The sequence below is a fragment of the Haloarcula sp. CGMCC 1.2071 genome, assembly GCF_037078445.1.
Classification (GTDB): Archaea; Halobacteriota; Halobacteria; order Halobacteriales; family Haloarculaceae; genus Haloarcula; species Haloarcula amylolytica.
The window spans coordinates 44,948-60,060 of sequence record NZ_JAYMGY010000006.1 but is presented as its reverse complement, the minus strand read 5'-3'; the positions used below and the strand labels follow the sequence as shown (position 1 = coordinate 60,060).

Genomic DNA, 15,113 nt, shown 5'->3' with positions numbered 1-15,113 from the left:
CGTCAGGTTTAGCGGCGTCGTATTTAATCGACTCGTGTTTACACCCTATTACAACGAATACGCACAGCCGTGGACCCTGCACAGTCACTGTGGGAACACGGGCTGTGTCTTGTCTCGCCATGGTTCAGCGCCTCCTAGGTGGTCGACATCGAGCTGTACTCCAGTTCGGAGTGTTGATTCGAGATGATCGAACAGCGGATCGAGCGACGCCTCGACCGGCGACAACACCCGCCACCGATACGTACTGCCGGTGCGTTCCGATTCGAAGACGACACCATCCCCGATGTGGTCGGTGACGATAGTGGGTACTGCACGACACCGGTCAGTGTCTGCGTGGTACGTATATACCGTTCTGGCGGTCGGTCGGCGGTCGAGAACCTGGTACTCCCGCGTCCCAGAACAGCGGTGCTCGTCGAGACACTCGTTACAGCCTTCGTCGTCGAGAAACACCTCATCGAACGCGGAGATGGATTCAGCGGGACCGTCGACGTGGTCGATACGCCACATGGCGTTTTCGGTCACAGTACATGTGGCGTTCCGGAGTCGTAGCGTAGGGTACTCGTGAAACAGGTCCATTACCGGGTCGGCACCCGCAGTGAACCTGATGTTGAACTCGAACTCCTTCACAGAGAACACATGGCTCTGTGATGCCATAGTGAATCAGTCGATAATGCTGTCGGTCGGTTTCAGAACCCCAAACCGACTGCAGTAACGTGGTAAAGGCGGCGGTGCCACAAATTACGCACTTGCTTAGCCTCATCCGGCCCGGGTTTGCCTACCGTCGAATGCAGTCCGTATTCGCCGGGCAGTGACCAGTAACACGGTGTTCAGTGGTTAGCAATGAGATAGACCCGTCCGGAGTCGCTTCGGGGCCTACTCCCCGGGACCGAACAGCGCGTCCGCGTCGGCGGGCGTATCGAAGTCGTGGAAGTGCTCCCCTTTCTCCTTCGTGAGAATGTTCAGGGCCGCCGCCGCGCCGTCGCCGGCGGAGATGACGGCTTGCCACTCCTCGGCTCGGACCATACCACCCGTCGCGTAGGCGTCGTCGACACTCGTCTCCATCGTCACGTCCACGTCGACGACGTCTTCAGCAGTCATGTCACAGCCCAGCGTCTCAGCGAGGTCGCGGTTAGCCCCGGTCGCAAGGACGAGATAGGGTGCTTCATGCGTGTCGTCCTCGGTCGTAACCTCGAATCCGGCGTCGGTTTGCCGCACGTCGGTCACCTCTGTGCCCTGCTTTCGGTCGACGCCGAAGCTATCGACTTGTGTACGAGCAGTCTCCATGAACGCGGACCCGTCCTGGGAGCCCACCCCGAGATAGTTGAACAGGTGCGCTTTGTGCATCCAGGTTCCGTCGGTGTCGAAGACTGTCGTTTCAAGGCCGTTTTTCTGTGTGAACAGTGCCGCACTCAAGCCGGCGGGGCCGCCGCCGACGACGAGAACATCCGTCATGCCATCTAGTTCTGTCTCACCACTGGTAATTGTTGTCATCCAATACGATCAGCGAAGGTGACGTACCGAAGTGGCATGGGAACGGTTTTCCACAGCCGAGCCGAAGCAAACGCATGCGCGCAGCCATCTACCGTGGCCCCGGCGAGATCACCGTCGAAGAAGTTCCCCGGCCGGAGATCGAATCGCCAACCGACGCGATTGTCCGCGTGACCCATACCGCCGTCTGTGGCTCCGACCTGTGGTTCTATCGCGGTCAGAGCGACCGAGAGGAAGGGTCCCGCGTCGGCCACGAACCGATGGGTATCGTCGAGGACGTCGGCGACGACGTGCGCTCAGTCGAGCCCGGCGACCGGGTGTTCGCCCCGTTCGTCATCAGCTGTGGCCGGTGTGAGTTCTGTCGGAAGGGACTGCACACGTCCTGTGTCAACGGCGACTCCTGGGGCGGCGACAACGGCGGCGGCCAGGGCGAGTACGTCAGAGCGACGGAAGCCGACGGGACGCTCGTCCGCGTTCCCGACCGCCACGCCGACGACGAGGACACACTGGAAGCGATTCTCCCGCTGACGGACGTGATGGGGACCGGTCACCACGCGGCAGTCAGCGCCGGCGTCAACGAGGGAGACACCTGTATCGTGGTCGGCGACGGCGCTGTCGGACTGTGTGGCGTACTCGCGGCCCGCCGTCTCGGAGCGGAGCGGATTATCGCGATGGGCCACCACGAGGACCGTCTCGAACTCGCGGAGTCGTTCGGCGCGACCGAGACCATCGCCGCCCGTGGTCAGGACGCCGTGGACGCGGCAGACGACCTGACCAACGGCGGCGCGAACCACGTCCTGGAATGTGTCGGTGCGGCCTCGGCGATGGAGACCGCCATCGACGTCTGTCGGCCGGGCGGGACCGTCGGCTACGTCGGTGTCCCGCACGGCGTCGACGACTCCGGACTGGATGTGTTCTCGCTGTTCGGCGACAACATCGCGCTCAACGGCGGCGTCGCACCGGTTCGTGCCTACGCCGACGAACTGCTGGCCGATGTGCTGCAGGGCACACTCGACCCGTCGCCGATCTTCACGAAAACCGTCGACCTCGACGGCGTTCCCGAGGGGTATCGGGCGATGGACGAGCGTGAAGCGATCAAAGTTCTCGTCAAGCTGTAGTCGGTCTGCACTGGCAGTCAGCCACACAACCCACAGAGTAGCTCGTTACGCGTTCTGCGACTAGTTTCGGAGAATTCCCACGAACCAGGCTTCGGATCGGCCGATACTGGCGGTCAGCGGCGGTTCAGCTAAAGGCCAGAGACGCTGCTACACTAGCTTTCCGCACGACCGACAGCGAGGGCGGTCAGCCGACGGGTCGTAGGCTAACGCAACGTCGTTGCAGTGACGGCAGTATCGGTCGGAGCCGGTGGTGTAAGAGTGCGTGTTTCCTTCGTGAACTAACATATGTGAGATGATGACAGGGAGGTATAAATTCTTTCTGGACAAATAAGCCACTATATCCTTATATTCAATATATACTGCCAATAGTTACTACGATAGTAGACTATTCATCCATATCTGGGGTGTAGCTGTCACAATGGGCCTATTCGATAGTATGCTCCGAGTGTCCGTGCGTCGGCTGCCGTGTCGTGGTCGCTCATGGCTTAAGCTCCCCGTTGATGATATCCGCGACCCGCTTGCGGTCGAATAACTGTTCCTCGGCCGGGATTTCGGGATACGGCCCCTCAGTGTACGTCGGCCACTCGCCGAACTGCTCGGGATACAGTTGCTTTGCGGTCATCTCCAGTTGGAAGAGATGCAGTATCGGGCCCTGATACCTCGCTCCCTGGGGGTAGATCCGGTCGTTCTGCACGGCCGTGATTTCCGACCCAACCGGGTCGGATTTAAACGCCTCCCGTCGCTCCGGAAGGCTCGTGTTCGGCTCGAACCCGCCGAGGTGCAGGATGACGTCCGGGTCCGCCGCAAGCAGCGTCTCGAAGTCGACCACGGAGTTCGTCTCGACCGAGCCCTCGAAGGCGTCCCGCGCTCCGAACGGGCGGGTGTGTGCAGTCAGGAATCCGGGGTTGTCAAGCGTATAGGCGTATATCTCGTCGAGGTCAGCCGCGGCGAGCAGGACCGCCGACGGCCGCTCCGACTCGGGCGGCAGGTTCGCGTCAATGGTCGAGCGCATCTCGTCGTGAACCGCCGCGAGCGCCTCGTAGCGGGCCTGTTCCTGGAACGCCTCGGCCACGAGTTCGAACTGCTCCCAAAGAGTGTAGTACTCGTAGTCCCCCCATCCGGACGGTGGTTCGGCGTGTCGGTCACTCAGCGAGTTGCCGAACCACGGCGAGACGTTGGTAGCGATCTCCTCGAAGTCCGTCCGGCCCCAGTTGTCCTGTTTGGCGATCCAGGCCGGGTCTGCCAGGTGGATATCGCTGTCCAGTTCGTACAGTTTCTCCTTGCTCGGTTCCCACGAAGAGTACAGTCCGGTCCAGTCCAGCGACACGCCCGGCAACCGTTCGACGAACTGGTTCCACAGCCCGCTGTAGTAATCCGGGGCGTGCATGGCTGTGACGGTATCCCCACGTCCCAGGGCGAACGCCATGTCTGCGTGGTGCGTGAGCCGCGTGAAGACGGTCTCCGGTGGCGAGTCGAAGGTCACCTCTCCCATCGGGGACATCGACACGGAGTGCGACTCGTCCGCAGTGGTTGTGTCTGTCTCCGTCACGGCCTCCGTCGGCGCGGAGCCGGTTCCCCGCTCGGCATCACCGCTGCATCCCGCTAGCAACCCGGCACTGAGAACCGTGCCCCCATACTTGACGTACTCTCTCCGCGTCGGTGACTCGATGTCAGTGGTGTCGTCAGCCATTATTTTAGGCTAGCCTAAAAATTATATAGATGTTCCGGTTCACCGACCCGGAACAATCCAGTATCAAGCTCCGAGTCCGGCGTCCGTGGGAAGAGTCCAGTATCAAGCGCAGAGCCCGGCGTCCGTGGGAAGGATCCGTGGGGCAGAGGGCGATTTCGTGGTAGTCTAACGGCCCCTATTCCGCCACGATCTCCTCGGCGCGGTCCGGTTCCGCACTATCGTCACCAGCAGCGTGTTCGTCGCCGTCGTGGCGGGCACGGATTGGATTCACGCGCGGTCCCTGTGCCGTAGCCGAGACCTCCGCCTCGATTTCGAAAACCTCCGCGAGTAGTTGCTCGGTCACGACGTCTTCGGGTCGTCCCCGGGCCTGTATCTCGCCGTCTTTGAGTGCGACCATCCGGTCGGCGAGGCGGGCCGCCTGCTCGATGTCGTGCAGGACGACCACGATGGTGATGTCGCTCTCGTCCCGGAGCGTCTCGATGATCTCCATCACCTCTAGCTGGTGGTGGAGATCGAGGAACGTCGTCGGTTCATCGAGCAATAGTACGTCGGTGTCCTGTGCGAGGACCATCGCGATCCAGGCGAGTTGCTTCTGGCCACCACTGAGGCTACCGACTTCACGTTCACGGAGGTGTCCACAGCCGGCCAGGTCAATCGCCCGCTCGACGGCGGCCTCGTCTTCCTCGGTGACACTGTCGAAGAACCCCCGGTGTGGGTACCGACCGTGGTACACCAGATCCTCGACCGAGATGCTGTTTGGCGACGTACTCTCCTGAGAGAGCAGGCCGAGCTTCCGGGCGATCGCTTTGGTACCCATCGTCTGGATGTCTTGCCCGTCCAGCAACACCGATCCCGCCTCCGGTTCGAGCTGATTTGCGAGGCCTTTCAGCAGCGTGCTCTTGCCCGACCCGTTCGGGCCAACGAGCGCAGTCACGGCCCCAGGTTCGGCGGTGATCGATTCACCGTCGATGACCGGTTCATCCGTCCCGGAGTACGAAAGCACCACATCGTCGCCGACCAGCGGCCGGTCCCGGCGACCGGACTGGGGACCAGCAGCGGTGTCGTTTGCCGTAGCGATACCGTCCGAGTTGGAGTTGTCCTGTGACATTAGATCTCACCCATCTGTTCCTGTCGCCGCATCAGGTAGAGGAAGTACGGTCCGCCGACGACGCCAGTGACGACGCCGACCGGAACCTGCGCGGGGTTCAGGGCCAGCCGTGCACCGACGTCCGCGACAACCATCAGCGCCGGACCGACGAACACGCAGCCGATGAGGAGCCGGCGGTAGTCGCTCCCGACGATGAGTCTGACGATGTGGGGGACCACGAGGCCGAAGAAGCCGATGATGCCCGCGACGGAGATGGCCGTACTGGCCGCCAGAATGGCGACCGCGGACAGCATGAACCGGACCCGCTCGACACTCATTCCGAGTGAATTCGCGGTCTCTTCCCCGAGCAGGAGGAGGTTCAGCTGTCGTGCGCCCGCCAGCGCGAGTAGCGTGGCGGCCAGCGTCGGGCTGACAGCGATGCGGAACTCCTCCCAGCCGACGCCTGTTAGCGAACCGGTAATCCAGGCCAGCGCCGACTGGACAACGCCCAGGTCGTCGGCGAAGAAGAACAGCCCCCGCTGGAGGGAGGTAAACACCATGTTGACGATGACACCGGCGAGGACCAGTCTGACCGGACTCGTTCCGCCCTTCCACGCGATCATGTACACGAGCAGGAACGCGATGGAGCCGCCGATCGCGGCAAACAACGGCAGGAACGGAGCGAGACTACTGAACAGAACGAGGGTCAGCAGTACGGTGAGCCCCGCCCCGGAACTCACGCCCAGTATGAACGGGCTCGCCAGTTCGTTTCGGGTCACAGCCTGGAATATCGCCCCGGAGACGGCGAGACACATCCCCGCAAGCACGGCGACGATTACCCGCGGCATCCGGATGTTCCAGACGATGAGCGTCCGTTTCGGCAGTTCGGGCAGCTCAGTCCCGAAGAAAAACGACTGCCATGCCTGGACACTGAACAGTACCTTCGGGTCGAACACGGCCTGCCACGCCTCGAGGATGGTCATCGAGTACGCCCCGAAGCTCACCTGCAGGAGCCCGGCCACAAAGGCGACGGCGACGCTCGCGACACACAGTCCGATCAGGGACCCGTCGAAAGTTCCGAGCCAGGTCCTGGCCCGTGACAACACGTCGGTGGCCCCCCGTGTCTCGCTGGCCATTACTCGCCCACCTCCGCGAGTCCGTCGGTCGCAGTGACGTAGTCACGGATCGTTTCGTCATCTATCGCATCGAGAACGGCGGTCTGATCCAGCCCCGAAACGACCGCTTCGGGGCTCAAGTAGCCCGCCAGTACTTCCTGCCCTGTTTCGACTCGGTCGGCTATCTCGTCGGACGTGAGATACGACGACCGCCGCTCATCGAGGACCGCCTCGCGGACTCGCTGGAACCGACCCGAATCCGGATCGACAGGAGCATCCGAAGCGTACCGGTCGTCGAAATATTCGACCCAGGTCGCACGTTCGGTCCACTCGTCGTCGAGTTCAGCCTTCCGTCGGACCCAGTCTACGCCATCGGCGACAGATTCCCACCAGCCGTCGTCGATTCTCGCATCCGCAATTACCCGGCGTGCGACGCGTGCGCCCCGACCGGCCGCAATGATGGCCTGCAGATCCGCCGCCTCGGACGGTGACGCAACGTAGAGAGCCGGGACCGGTGTCGTACCGTCCGCATCGGCATACGTGCTGTCGAAGGTTTCGTGTGCCTCGCCGCCGTATTCGTGGGTCTCGAACATCGCCGCGTCGTCGTCCAGGCCACGCATATACTCGCCGTCGTAGCGAGTCGCCGCGATGACCCGCTGAGTCGTGGCGGTCTCCCCGTCCTGCGTTTCGACGACGAATCCCTCCCCGGCGTCGGTTCTGTCGAGCGATTCGACCAGCTCGGAGACGATGGAACAACCGGCAGTTTCGGCGTGGTCCTGAATGCGGTTGTACAGCGTCTCTACGTCGATACCGGCCGGGAAACCGAGGTAGTTTTCGAGGTAGGCACAGCGCTTGAGCGACGACCGGCCGCGGTCGTAGATGACCGTATCGAGGCCCGCTCTGGCCGTGAACACCCCCGCCGAACAACCGGCTGGACCGCCCCCGACGATGATGACATCGTGGTCGAACGTCGTCTCCGTCAGGTTCCCCACTGCCACCATATTCACGACGCTCCGTCCAGTGTCCGTGACACCGACAGCCGGTGTGACGGTTCGGAGGTGTCGATCGATTCGTTCAACATACTGTTTAGGCCAGCCTAAATGGATAAAGCGTTTTCGAAATTTAGGCGGGCCGAAGTTTACGTCAGTAGTTTCGTACTCGTTGCTATGATTAAACCCCCACGGGCTCAGTCACCGGTCGCCACTCTGAGTTCGGGGAAGTACCGACCGTGGAAATCGAACGGGGCTGCGTGGGGGAGCGTTGCCCTGGCGCGCTCCTCGAACGTCTGACCGTCGAGGACGAGTAGCCGGGACCGGTCGGCGTCCGCGTCCAGCGCAACGACTAGCACCACGCCGTCGTCCGCAGCGTCGCCATCGGGTTCGGGGACGAACACCGGCTCACCGAAGTAGTCCCCGCCATCGTCGAACGTCTCGACAGCCCCCGTGTCCGTGTCGAGTTTCAGCACGCGACGGGCCCACTCGGTGACGGGGGTGTCCATCCCCATCGCGTACACGTAGCGATGCGGACGACACCACCGAGCCGGTGAGACGGTCGGCAGCGCGCTGCCGTCGGGGTACACCATCTCGCGCGACACCGTCGCGTCAACGTCGCCGTAGCGAGGCACACCGCTTCCGGTACCGAGGTCAACAGTGAACCGCTCGATGCGGCCGACGATAGCGCCCATTTCGCCCGCCCGGAGATTGTCCAGATACAGCGAGTCGATAGTCGTCGCGTCTGGTACTGTTTCGAGGTCGAACACGAGTTCCCTCCCGCCGGCTCGTTCGAACGCGTTGACGTGGTGAAAGCCGAACACGGCGTCGATGACCGGCTCCGCCACGACCGTCCCGGTGGTCCGATCCATGACAACGATTCGGGTCCCGCGGTCTGGGTCCCACTCGAACTGCTCGATGAAGGGTGCCTGCCGGCCGGGCTTGAGAAACCGTCGCGGGTCGAGTCGAAGCGGGAACTCCGTCAGCACGACGTACCGAGGCGTGAGCGCGAAGCTGTGCATATACGCCGGCTGGTCGGTGTCGACGCTCCCGACGTGTCGCCGGGACCCGTCGGGCGACATGGCAGTGACGTGGTACTGACTGGTCCGTCCGAACGCCGTGTCGACGTTGACGAGGACGCCGCTCGTCGGGTCGCGTTTGACGTGGGCACAGGATAGCTGGCCGGTCGGGACGCCGTCGTCGTGTTCGACGTGACCCGTCTTTTCGAGCGTGTTCGGGTCGAAACGCACCTTCCGTGGCGATTCGGTTAGTGCGACGTACTCCCGGCCGAACCGCTCAGCGATGATGTTCGTGTTGTCGTAGGGGTCTGTCAGAAACGTCGCCAGCCGCGAGCGAAGCGTCGTCTCGCCGGTTGCGAAGCCGCCCTCGAACTCGCCACTCGTCGCCGCCTCGTACGCGTCCGTTCGAAGGAAGCGGTTCCGATAGTGAACGGCGTCGCCGTCCGGGTCGAAGGTGAACCGGTACAGCATCGCGAACCCGTCGAACCAGTGGTCGACACTGCTGCCGTTCGGGAGGGAAAACGCGCCGGGTCCGTTCCGGACGAGACTGCCACAGAGCCAGTCCGGGAGGCCACCGGCCACGGAAATCGATGCCGCTGTCTCGTCGTACAGCGAGTGGAACCCGGGATGGGAAGCCATACCGTGGCAACGGACGGCAACGGCTAAGACCTGACGCCCCTGATCAGGGTATCATACGGATTGTTGGAGGTTATGCCCGGATAGCTCTGACCCCGGAGTCGGCGCATACCGATACATCGATCCACCAATCCGTGTTAGTCCTGCGTCGAGTACGCGTTTCCGCTAACGACGACGCAGTCGTCCCGTGGAGTCTGTGTTCGATGGGGCAGCGAACCAGTGTGACGGCGGCGTAACGACCGAAGCACGTCGGCTTTCACCCACGCGAAGCCGACCACGATGACGGCGAAGCCGGCGACGGTAACCGGGCCGAGTGTTTCACCGAGCAGGAGCCAGCCGCTGATGGCCGTCACTGCCGGGACCACGTAGGAAACCAGACTGGTTTCAGCGGCCCCGACTGTGCTGATCAGGCGGAAGTAGAGGAGGAACCCGATCGCGCTGGCGACGATGCCGAGGTACGCGATTGCCGCTAGCTGTTCGAACCCGACTGTGACTGTTCCGAGCCGTTCCGAGGGCAGCCCCGCACTGACGGCGTGCAGGATGCCGGCACCGAGCAACGTCATCCAGGCCTGGAGGCTCACGAGCGGGAGCGAACTGGTGTAGCGTTCGGTCAGGACTGCACCGACGGCGAAGGCCACAGCCGAACTGATGAGCAGGGCGACGCCGAGCAGTCGGCCACCGACCGCTCCCGGTGTGGGGTTCGCAATGATAACTACACCGATGAATCCACAGACGGTGCCGATGAGTTCGTGCGGACGGGCCCTGTAGCTCGGTATCAGCGTCGATGCGAACGCCGGCGTCACTACCGGCGTGAGACTGAGCAGGATCGCGCCGAAGGAACTCGGGACGTACTGCTGTCCGAGAAACAGGAGCGCGAAGTGTGCGCCGATGAGGACGGTGCCGCCGATGAGAATCAGTGACCAGTCATCGCGGGTCTGTGGGCGCAGTGACCGGCCACGCCAGAGGGCATAACCGAGCAGTACAACCGCAGCGATATCGTGTCGGACAGCTGCCAGCAGCACCGGCGGAACGCCTTCGAGACCAGTCTTGATCGCCACAAAGGAAAGTCCCCAGATGAGTGCGAGCGCAGCAAACAGCAAGCCAATATGTCGTGTCGAGCGTGTCATTCCAGTAGAGACCTACCGTATGTGCTGGAGGAGTATGAAGCTTCTATCGCCACTGTGACGCACACACACGGACTCTACGGCCTCGCCTGCCGTTCAGAAATTCCCGGAAACAGTGTGTGTCCGCAGTGCTATCGAAGCCAGTTGTACCGAGACGTCTCGTTCTACTCCAGTACGCGACACGGAGTTCTCATTCGGTCACCGTTCGGTCTCCCAGTTCACTGTCAGTAGCGTCGAAAACGAGGACGATGCCCACGTCGGCATCCCCGAGTGGATGCTCCGGGTCACCCAAGTGTATGACCCGGGTCAGGTCGACATCGTGTCGAAGTGCCAGCCCGGGTCGGTCCCGGTTTCGTCGATGTGCTCGGACCGACACGCCGGACAGCAGTCGGGGACAGCGGTTTCGGACCGGGGAACGTACACCGCGCCGTCACACTCCACACAGGCGTCCGCGACGACGGTCACGCAGTCGGCACAGAGATTGAAGTCGTCGACTGTGAGGTCTCGCAGGGGTTCGAGTTGTTTGTCCAAGAGGTACTCGTCGATAGCCGCCTGACAGTTTTGGCACAGTTGCATAGCGATCCAACTTGACGCATGATACCATGACACAAATAGTTGCTGCCCGGTTATCGATTCTGAAGTTACCGGCGGGTGGCGATCCGACGACAAGACCGGCGAAAAGTGACAAATAGCGGTGCGGGCTACGGTGCACGGAACACGCGAATGGTGTCCCGAGACGTGGGTTCTCGAATAAGTTGCGCGAACCCGAGCTCTGAGAACACTTGCTTCCAGTTGCGGTGATACAGTGGGAAGTCGTCGTCGACGTAGCTCACGTCAGTGTCTTCGCGTCCACGTTCGGGACTGTTGCCTTCGTTTTCAGCGATTACGAGGAGGTCCCCTGCGATGCGAGCGATCTCCTCGAACACCCACGCGTCGTCCGGGTGGATGTGCTGGAGCGTCTCAACCGAGTAGACGACATCGAAGGCGTCGTCCTCGAACTCGGTAACGATGTCCTCCAGCGCACCGGTGTGGAACGTCCCCGAATCAGCGAGCCGAGGGTAGTGTTCGGCCATCACGTCGAAGGACTCGTCGTTGATGTCGATACCAGTGAGATTCCCGTACCCGTTGGTCCGGAGGTGTGCCAGATGGCGGCCCGAGCCACATCCCAGTTCGATGATTCGGGCGTCGTCGTGGACGTAGTGGTCGAGCACGTTGACCAGCGTCTCACTCACCTCGTTCGGCCCGAGTTCAGCGTAGTACGCCGGCGAGAACTTCCCGGAGCGGGAGGCCCAGTCGTCGCGAACGTCGTCCGGGTCCATACCCACCGTACACCGTTGCGGAATAAATGTACCACGAAGTGTGTCAGGCGGGCCGCGGACGCAGTCAGGGAGTCATAAGTCACGGATGAGTGTCCCACCAGACGGACAGATGATGAAACTGCCAGTGTCGTGTCCTACGACTCGTGCTGGAGCAACCGGTCAGCCCGTGTTTCAAGCTCCGTCTCGTCGATCTCGCCCGACGCGTACTGCTGTTTGAGGGTCTCCAGTGAATCCGGTTCAGCGGTCGCCTCGCGCTGTAACTGCACGTACAGCAGGACACCGATTGCCACAACGGCGATGATGAACGCTGCGAGCAGCAGCCACCAGCCGCCCGGGGCCATTCCCATGCCCGTTGCCCCTCCGTGGGGCCCCATCGGTCCATGCTGGAGTAGCGCAGTTGTTAGTAGCATCTGGGACACCTCTATGTGTAGCTACGGGTCTCAGCCCATAATCAGGGGCGCTGGTTCCCACAGAGTGAGAACGCGCACCGGAGCGAACAACCGTGATTGTAGCGTCGAAGCGGGTCCGGTAACCGGTATAGCCGGTGAATCGCGAGACCGGTTTCACCCGACTCGGAATTCCCGTCCGTACCAGTCGTCGATTCGGAGTTCGTACGGCGTTGTCGTCGATGTATCGTCCCAACTGACTGGATTAGGGGCGAACTGTGTGTTGCTTGCCAGCGAGGCGAGGGCCGGCTCTACTTCGCTGTAGGTCGTCTCAACCAACTCGCCTGTAACCACGACGCTTCGCCACACGGATTTGGGTTCGGTCTCCTCGTAGACGGTGAATCCGACGGTGGCGTCCGCCGTCAAATAACGGTGTTTCTGGCTGTCGTCATTCTCTGACAGGTGAAACGCCAGACTATCCGTCGCCGGGTCGTATCCGAACGCGACCGGGATTGGATACGGGGCCGCCCCCGTTGGACCGGACAGTGCCAGCACACCGATTCCGTTGTTCGTGAGGACGTCGACGACCGTCTCGTCACGTAATTCTCGCATCTCGACTGCGATATTAACTGGAAACTACTTGGGATGCAGACCGCATTTTCACTCGGTGGGAACGTGAGAGTTACTTTTCAAATAATGGGTAACAGAACAGGTATGGGCACAGACTCGACGGGGAAGTTTGCCGAGTGGGACGAAGAACGGTACAGCACAGATATCGAGCGGTTCGATGAGCAACACAAGCGCCTGTTCGGGCTGCTGAACGACCTCCACACGGCGATGAACGAGGGCCACTCCGAGGAGGAGGTCGGTGACATTCTCCGCGAACTCGAACGCTACACGGAGTACCATTTCGGTGACGAAGAGGAGTTCATGCAGAACTGTGGCTACGCCATGGACTGCAGCGACTGTTTCTACAATCACCGTGAGATGCACGAGGAGTTCGCCGGGAAAGTACAAGAACTCCGCGAGAAACACGAGAACGGGGAGTACGTCACGATGGAGGTCCTGACAGTCGCCCGGGACTGGCTCGATGCGCATATCGCCGCTGGCGACGAGGACCAGAACTACGCTGACTACTTCCAGAGCGAGGTCAGCGACGATTACGAGTACGAACCCGGACAGCTGTATCAGGAGCGAACAACGTCGGAGGACCCCGTGCCAGTTGACCGGCAGCCCGAAGACGCCGGCGTACGCCTCGACAGCGACGTCTACGGCGGCGGCTCGCTTTCGGTCCCGGAGGGGTCGGTCGCGGCCTGGTTCGAAGACATCGTTTCGGACCACGGGGACCGGACCGCGGCGCTCGTCCGGGACGACGGCGAGTTCGTCGAACGGAGTTTCGAGGAGATGGCCGAGCGAGCGAAGGCGGTCGCGGGCGGACTCCTGTCGACGGAACTGCGTCCCGGGGATCGACTGGCCATCAGAGCCCAGTCCCAGTACGAGTGGTCCGTGCTCGACCTGGCCTGTCATTTCGCCGGAATCGTCCCGGTCGCACTCTACCCGTCTGCGAGTGACGACCGGGCAGCTCAGATTATCGAGCGGACCGGCGCGACCGGACTCGTGGCGACGGGAGACGAGGCCGGGGATCTCTCGATGGCCGTCGAAACCGTGCTCGACTTCGAGGCGCTACCGACTGCTGAGGCGAGAGTGCTCCCCGGCCTGCAGACTGACGGTGACGAGGTTGCGACAGTCGCGTTCGACGTGGCAGCCCCTGCGGAGAAGGCCGGCTGCGCGCTGACACACCGGAATCTACTGGCGGCAGCAGAGAGTCTCCGGGAGGAGCTTCCCACCGGCCCCGGCGCGACCGGGACGTGTTCGCTCCCGCTGGCACACATCTATCAGCGCGTCTCGACGTACTATCTCTGGGCGACCGGGAGCGCCGTCGCCTACCTCGGGGCCGAGGAGTTCGTGGAACAGCTCGCGGCCATCAAGCCCGACGTGCTGGTCGGTGTCCCGAAGATGTACCAGCAGCTCTACGGGACGATACAGGACCGTCTCGGCGACATGGGCTGGATGAAGCGGAAGGTCGGCGGTCGAGTGGCGTCCTACGGGCAGGGTATCGTCGAGGGGCGGGGGACACCGCTGAAGTACAGGGCCGCCAAGCGGCTCGTCTACAAGCCGTTGCGACGAGAAACGGGGTTATCAAACCTCACCTACGCCCTCTCCGGGACAGGCCGGCTGGACGATCATCTGCTGTACTTCTTCCGGGGGCTGGGCGTTCCGATATGCGAGCTATACGGCTCCGTCGGAACAGCCGGCATCGGCGCGCTGAATCCGGCTGCGTCCTTCGTTGAGGAGTCAATCGGCGACCCGATGCCGGGCGTGGAACTCGCCGTCTCCGAAAGCAGGGAGATACTGGTCCGTGGCCCGACTGTCCTCGGTGGGTTCCTCGACGGCGACCAGACTGGCGCACAGACGCTCCGGGACGACTGGTACCACACCGGCGAAGTCGGTGAGGTGGGGCCGGACGGGGAACTGTCGCTCGCCGAGTGAGTGCTGCCAGTCTCGCGTTTGCTAGGTACCAGAACGTTTTCGTTGTTCGGGCCGGGTCAGACGAGGCGAGACCCAAGTGCAACGAGTGGCACGAGAACGAGTAGGTACGCAGCCGCCGAAATCGCCCAGTCGCGTCGGATAGCCGCTATTCGAGCCGACGGCAGTCGGGACCGCGGGAGCACGATAAAGACGAAGAAGCCGACCATCAGAATATAGAGGACAGCAGCGGCGACCACTGTTGCCAGTATCGACTGCCCGCCCACGAGCCCTTCGCTGGTGAGAAGCAGCCAGACGAACAGCGGGCCAGTCAGCCAGCGATCTAATGGACGACGTTCGCGAGGCGTCCCGGAGCGTCGTCCGGGGCGCTGTCCGTTAATACACCGGAAGCAATGAACGGCGGCGTTTCGCCTTCCGGCAGTCTGGCCATCACCAGGTCCATCGCAATCGTCGCGACGACACCGGCGGCCACGCCGACAACAAACCGGAGTGACACCGTAAGCGTCGTGACGAGAACTACCGGCTCTATGTGTCACTGGCGGGACTGGGCCGTATTTTGTCTGGCGGTTCGGGCCGACAGTGATACCGATTTGTT

General features: G+C 62.4%; 14 protein-coding genes and 1 pseudogene. 2 read left to right on the top strand and 13 right to left on the bottom strand.

The features are described 5' to 3' along the window. Window positions 1-84: 84 nt before the first annotated feature. Both VI234_RS12810 and VI234_RS12805 read right to left on the bottom strand, forming a co-directional pair. The gene (locus VI234_RS12810; protein WP_008312129.1) at window positions 85-654 is read right to left on the bottom strand and encodes a hypothetical protein; all 570 of its coding nucleotides are present in this window, start codon (window positions 652-654) and stop codon (window positions 85-87) included. 219 nt (window positions 655-873) lie between these two features. Next, window positions 874-1,452, bottom strand: coding sequence for an NAD(P)/FAD-dependent oxidoreductase (locus VI234_RS12805; protein WP_336330222.1), 579 nt, complete (start codon window positions 1,450-1,452; stop codon window positions 874-876). Between the two features lie 113 nt (window positions 1,453-1,565). Here VI234_RS12805 and VI234_RS12800 point away from each other — a divergent pair, with 113 nt between their 5' ends. Further along, window positions 1,566-2,606, top strand: coding sequence for a zinc-dependent alcohol dehydrogenase family protein (locus tag VI234_RS12800; protein WP_336330221.1), 1,041 nt, complete (start codon window positions 1,566-1,568; stop codon window positions 2,604-2,606). A gap of 478 nt (window positions 2,607-3,084) precedes the next feature. Here the strand turns inward: VI234_RS12800 and VI234_RS12795 are convergent, their stop codons facing one another. The 10 genes from VI234_RS12795 to VI234_RS12750 all read right to left on the bottom strand — a co-directional run bounded on the left by VI234_RS12795 (window position 3,085) and on the right by VI234_RS12750 (window position 12,583). Further along, a complete protein-coding gene (locus VI234_RS12795; RefSeq protein WP_008312122.1) occupies window positions 3,085-4,296 on the bottom strand; it encodes an ABC transporter substrate-binding protein in 1,212 nt (403 codons plus the stop codon). 175 nt (window positions 4,297-4,471) lie between these two features. Beyond that, complete coding sequence (locus VI234_RS12790; protein ID WP_008312120.1) at window positions 4,472-5,404, bottom strand: ABC transporter ATP-binding protein; 933 nt, start codon at window positions 5,402-5,404, stop codon at window positions 4,472-4,474. Further along, a complete protein-coding gene (locus tag VI234_RS12785) occupies window positions 5,404-6,519 on the bottom strand; it encodes a FecCD family ABC transporter permease (RefSeq protein ID WP_336330220.1) in 1,116 nt (371 codons plus the stop codon). The genes VI234_RS12790 and VI234_RS12785 overlap by 1 nt, the downstream gene beginning before the upstream one ends. Beyond that, window positions 6,519-7,499, bottom strand: a complete 981-nt coding sequence (locus VI234_RS12780; protein WP_336330219.1) for an NAD(P)/FAD-dependent oxidoreductase — start codon at window positions 7,497-7,499, stop codon at window positions 6,519-6,521. The genes VI234_RS12785 and VI234_RS12780 overlap by 1 nt, the downstream gene beginning before the upstream one ends. Before the next feature lie 185 nt (window positions 7,500-7,684). After that, window positions 7,685-9,145 carry a carotenoid oxygenase family protein gene (locus VI234_RS12775; RefSeq protein ID WP_336330218.1) on the bottom strand — a complete coding sequence of 487 codons (1,461 nt, stop codon included), beginning with the start codon at window positions 9,143-9,145 and terminating at the stop codon, window positions 7,685-7,687. A gap of 134 nt (window positions 9,146-9,279) precedes the next feature. Continuing rightward, entirely contained in the window at window positions 9,280-10,269 is a 990-nt protein-coding gene (locus VI234_RS12770) for a DMT family transporter (protein WP_336330217.1), read from the bottom strand. Between the two features lie 303 nt (window positions 10,270-10,572). Beyond that, complete coding sequence (locus tag VI234_RS12765) at window positions 10,573-10,842, bottom strand: DUF7571 family protein (RefSeq protein ID WP_005532887.1); 270 nt, start codon at window positions 10,840-10,842, stop codon at window positions 10,573-10,575. Between the two features lie 125 nt (window positions 10,843-10,967). Beyond that, window positions 10,968-11,585 (bottom strand): class I SAM-dependent methyltransferase, encoded by a 618-nt coding sequence (locus VI234_RS12760; protein WP_336330216.1) that lies wholly within the window; start codon window positions 11,583-11,585, stop codon window positions 10,968-10,970. 134 nt (window positions 11,586-11,719) lie between these two features. Then, window positions 11,720-11,932, bottom strand: a complete 213-nt coding sequence (locus tag VI234_RS12755; RefSeq protein ID WP_049943035.1) for a hypothetical protein — start codon at window positions 11,930-11,932, stop codon at window positions 11,720-11,722. Window positions 11,933-12,148: 216 nt separating this feature from the next. After that, on the bottom strand, window positions 12,149-12,583 hold the full coding sequence (locus VI234_RS12750) for a pyridoxamine 5'-phosphate oxidase family protein (protein WP_336330215.1): 435 nt from the start codon (window positions 12,581-12,583) through the stop codon (window positions 12,149-12,151). A gap of 102 nt (window positions 12,584-12,685) precedes the next feature. Here VI234_RS12750 and VI234_RS12745 point away from each other — a divergent pair, with 102 nt between their 5' ends. Further along, complete coding sequence (locus tag VI234_RS12745; protein WP_336330214.1) at window positions 12,686-14,521, top strand: bacteriohemerythrin; 1,836 nt, start codon at window positions 12,686-12,688, stop codon at window positions 14,519-14,521. Between the two features lie 56 nt (window positions 14,522-14,577). Here VI234_RS12745 and VI234_RS21305 read toward each other — a convergent pair. Further along, window positions 14,578-15,047, bottom strand: a pseudogene (locus tag VI234_RS21305) (hypothetical protein). Window positions 15,048-15,113: the final 66 nt, after the last annotated feature.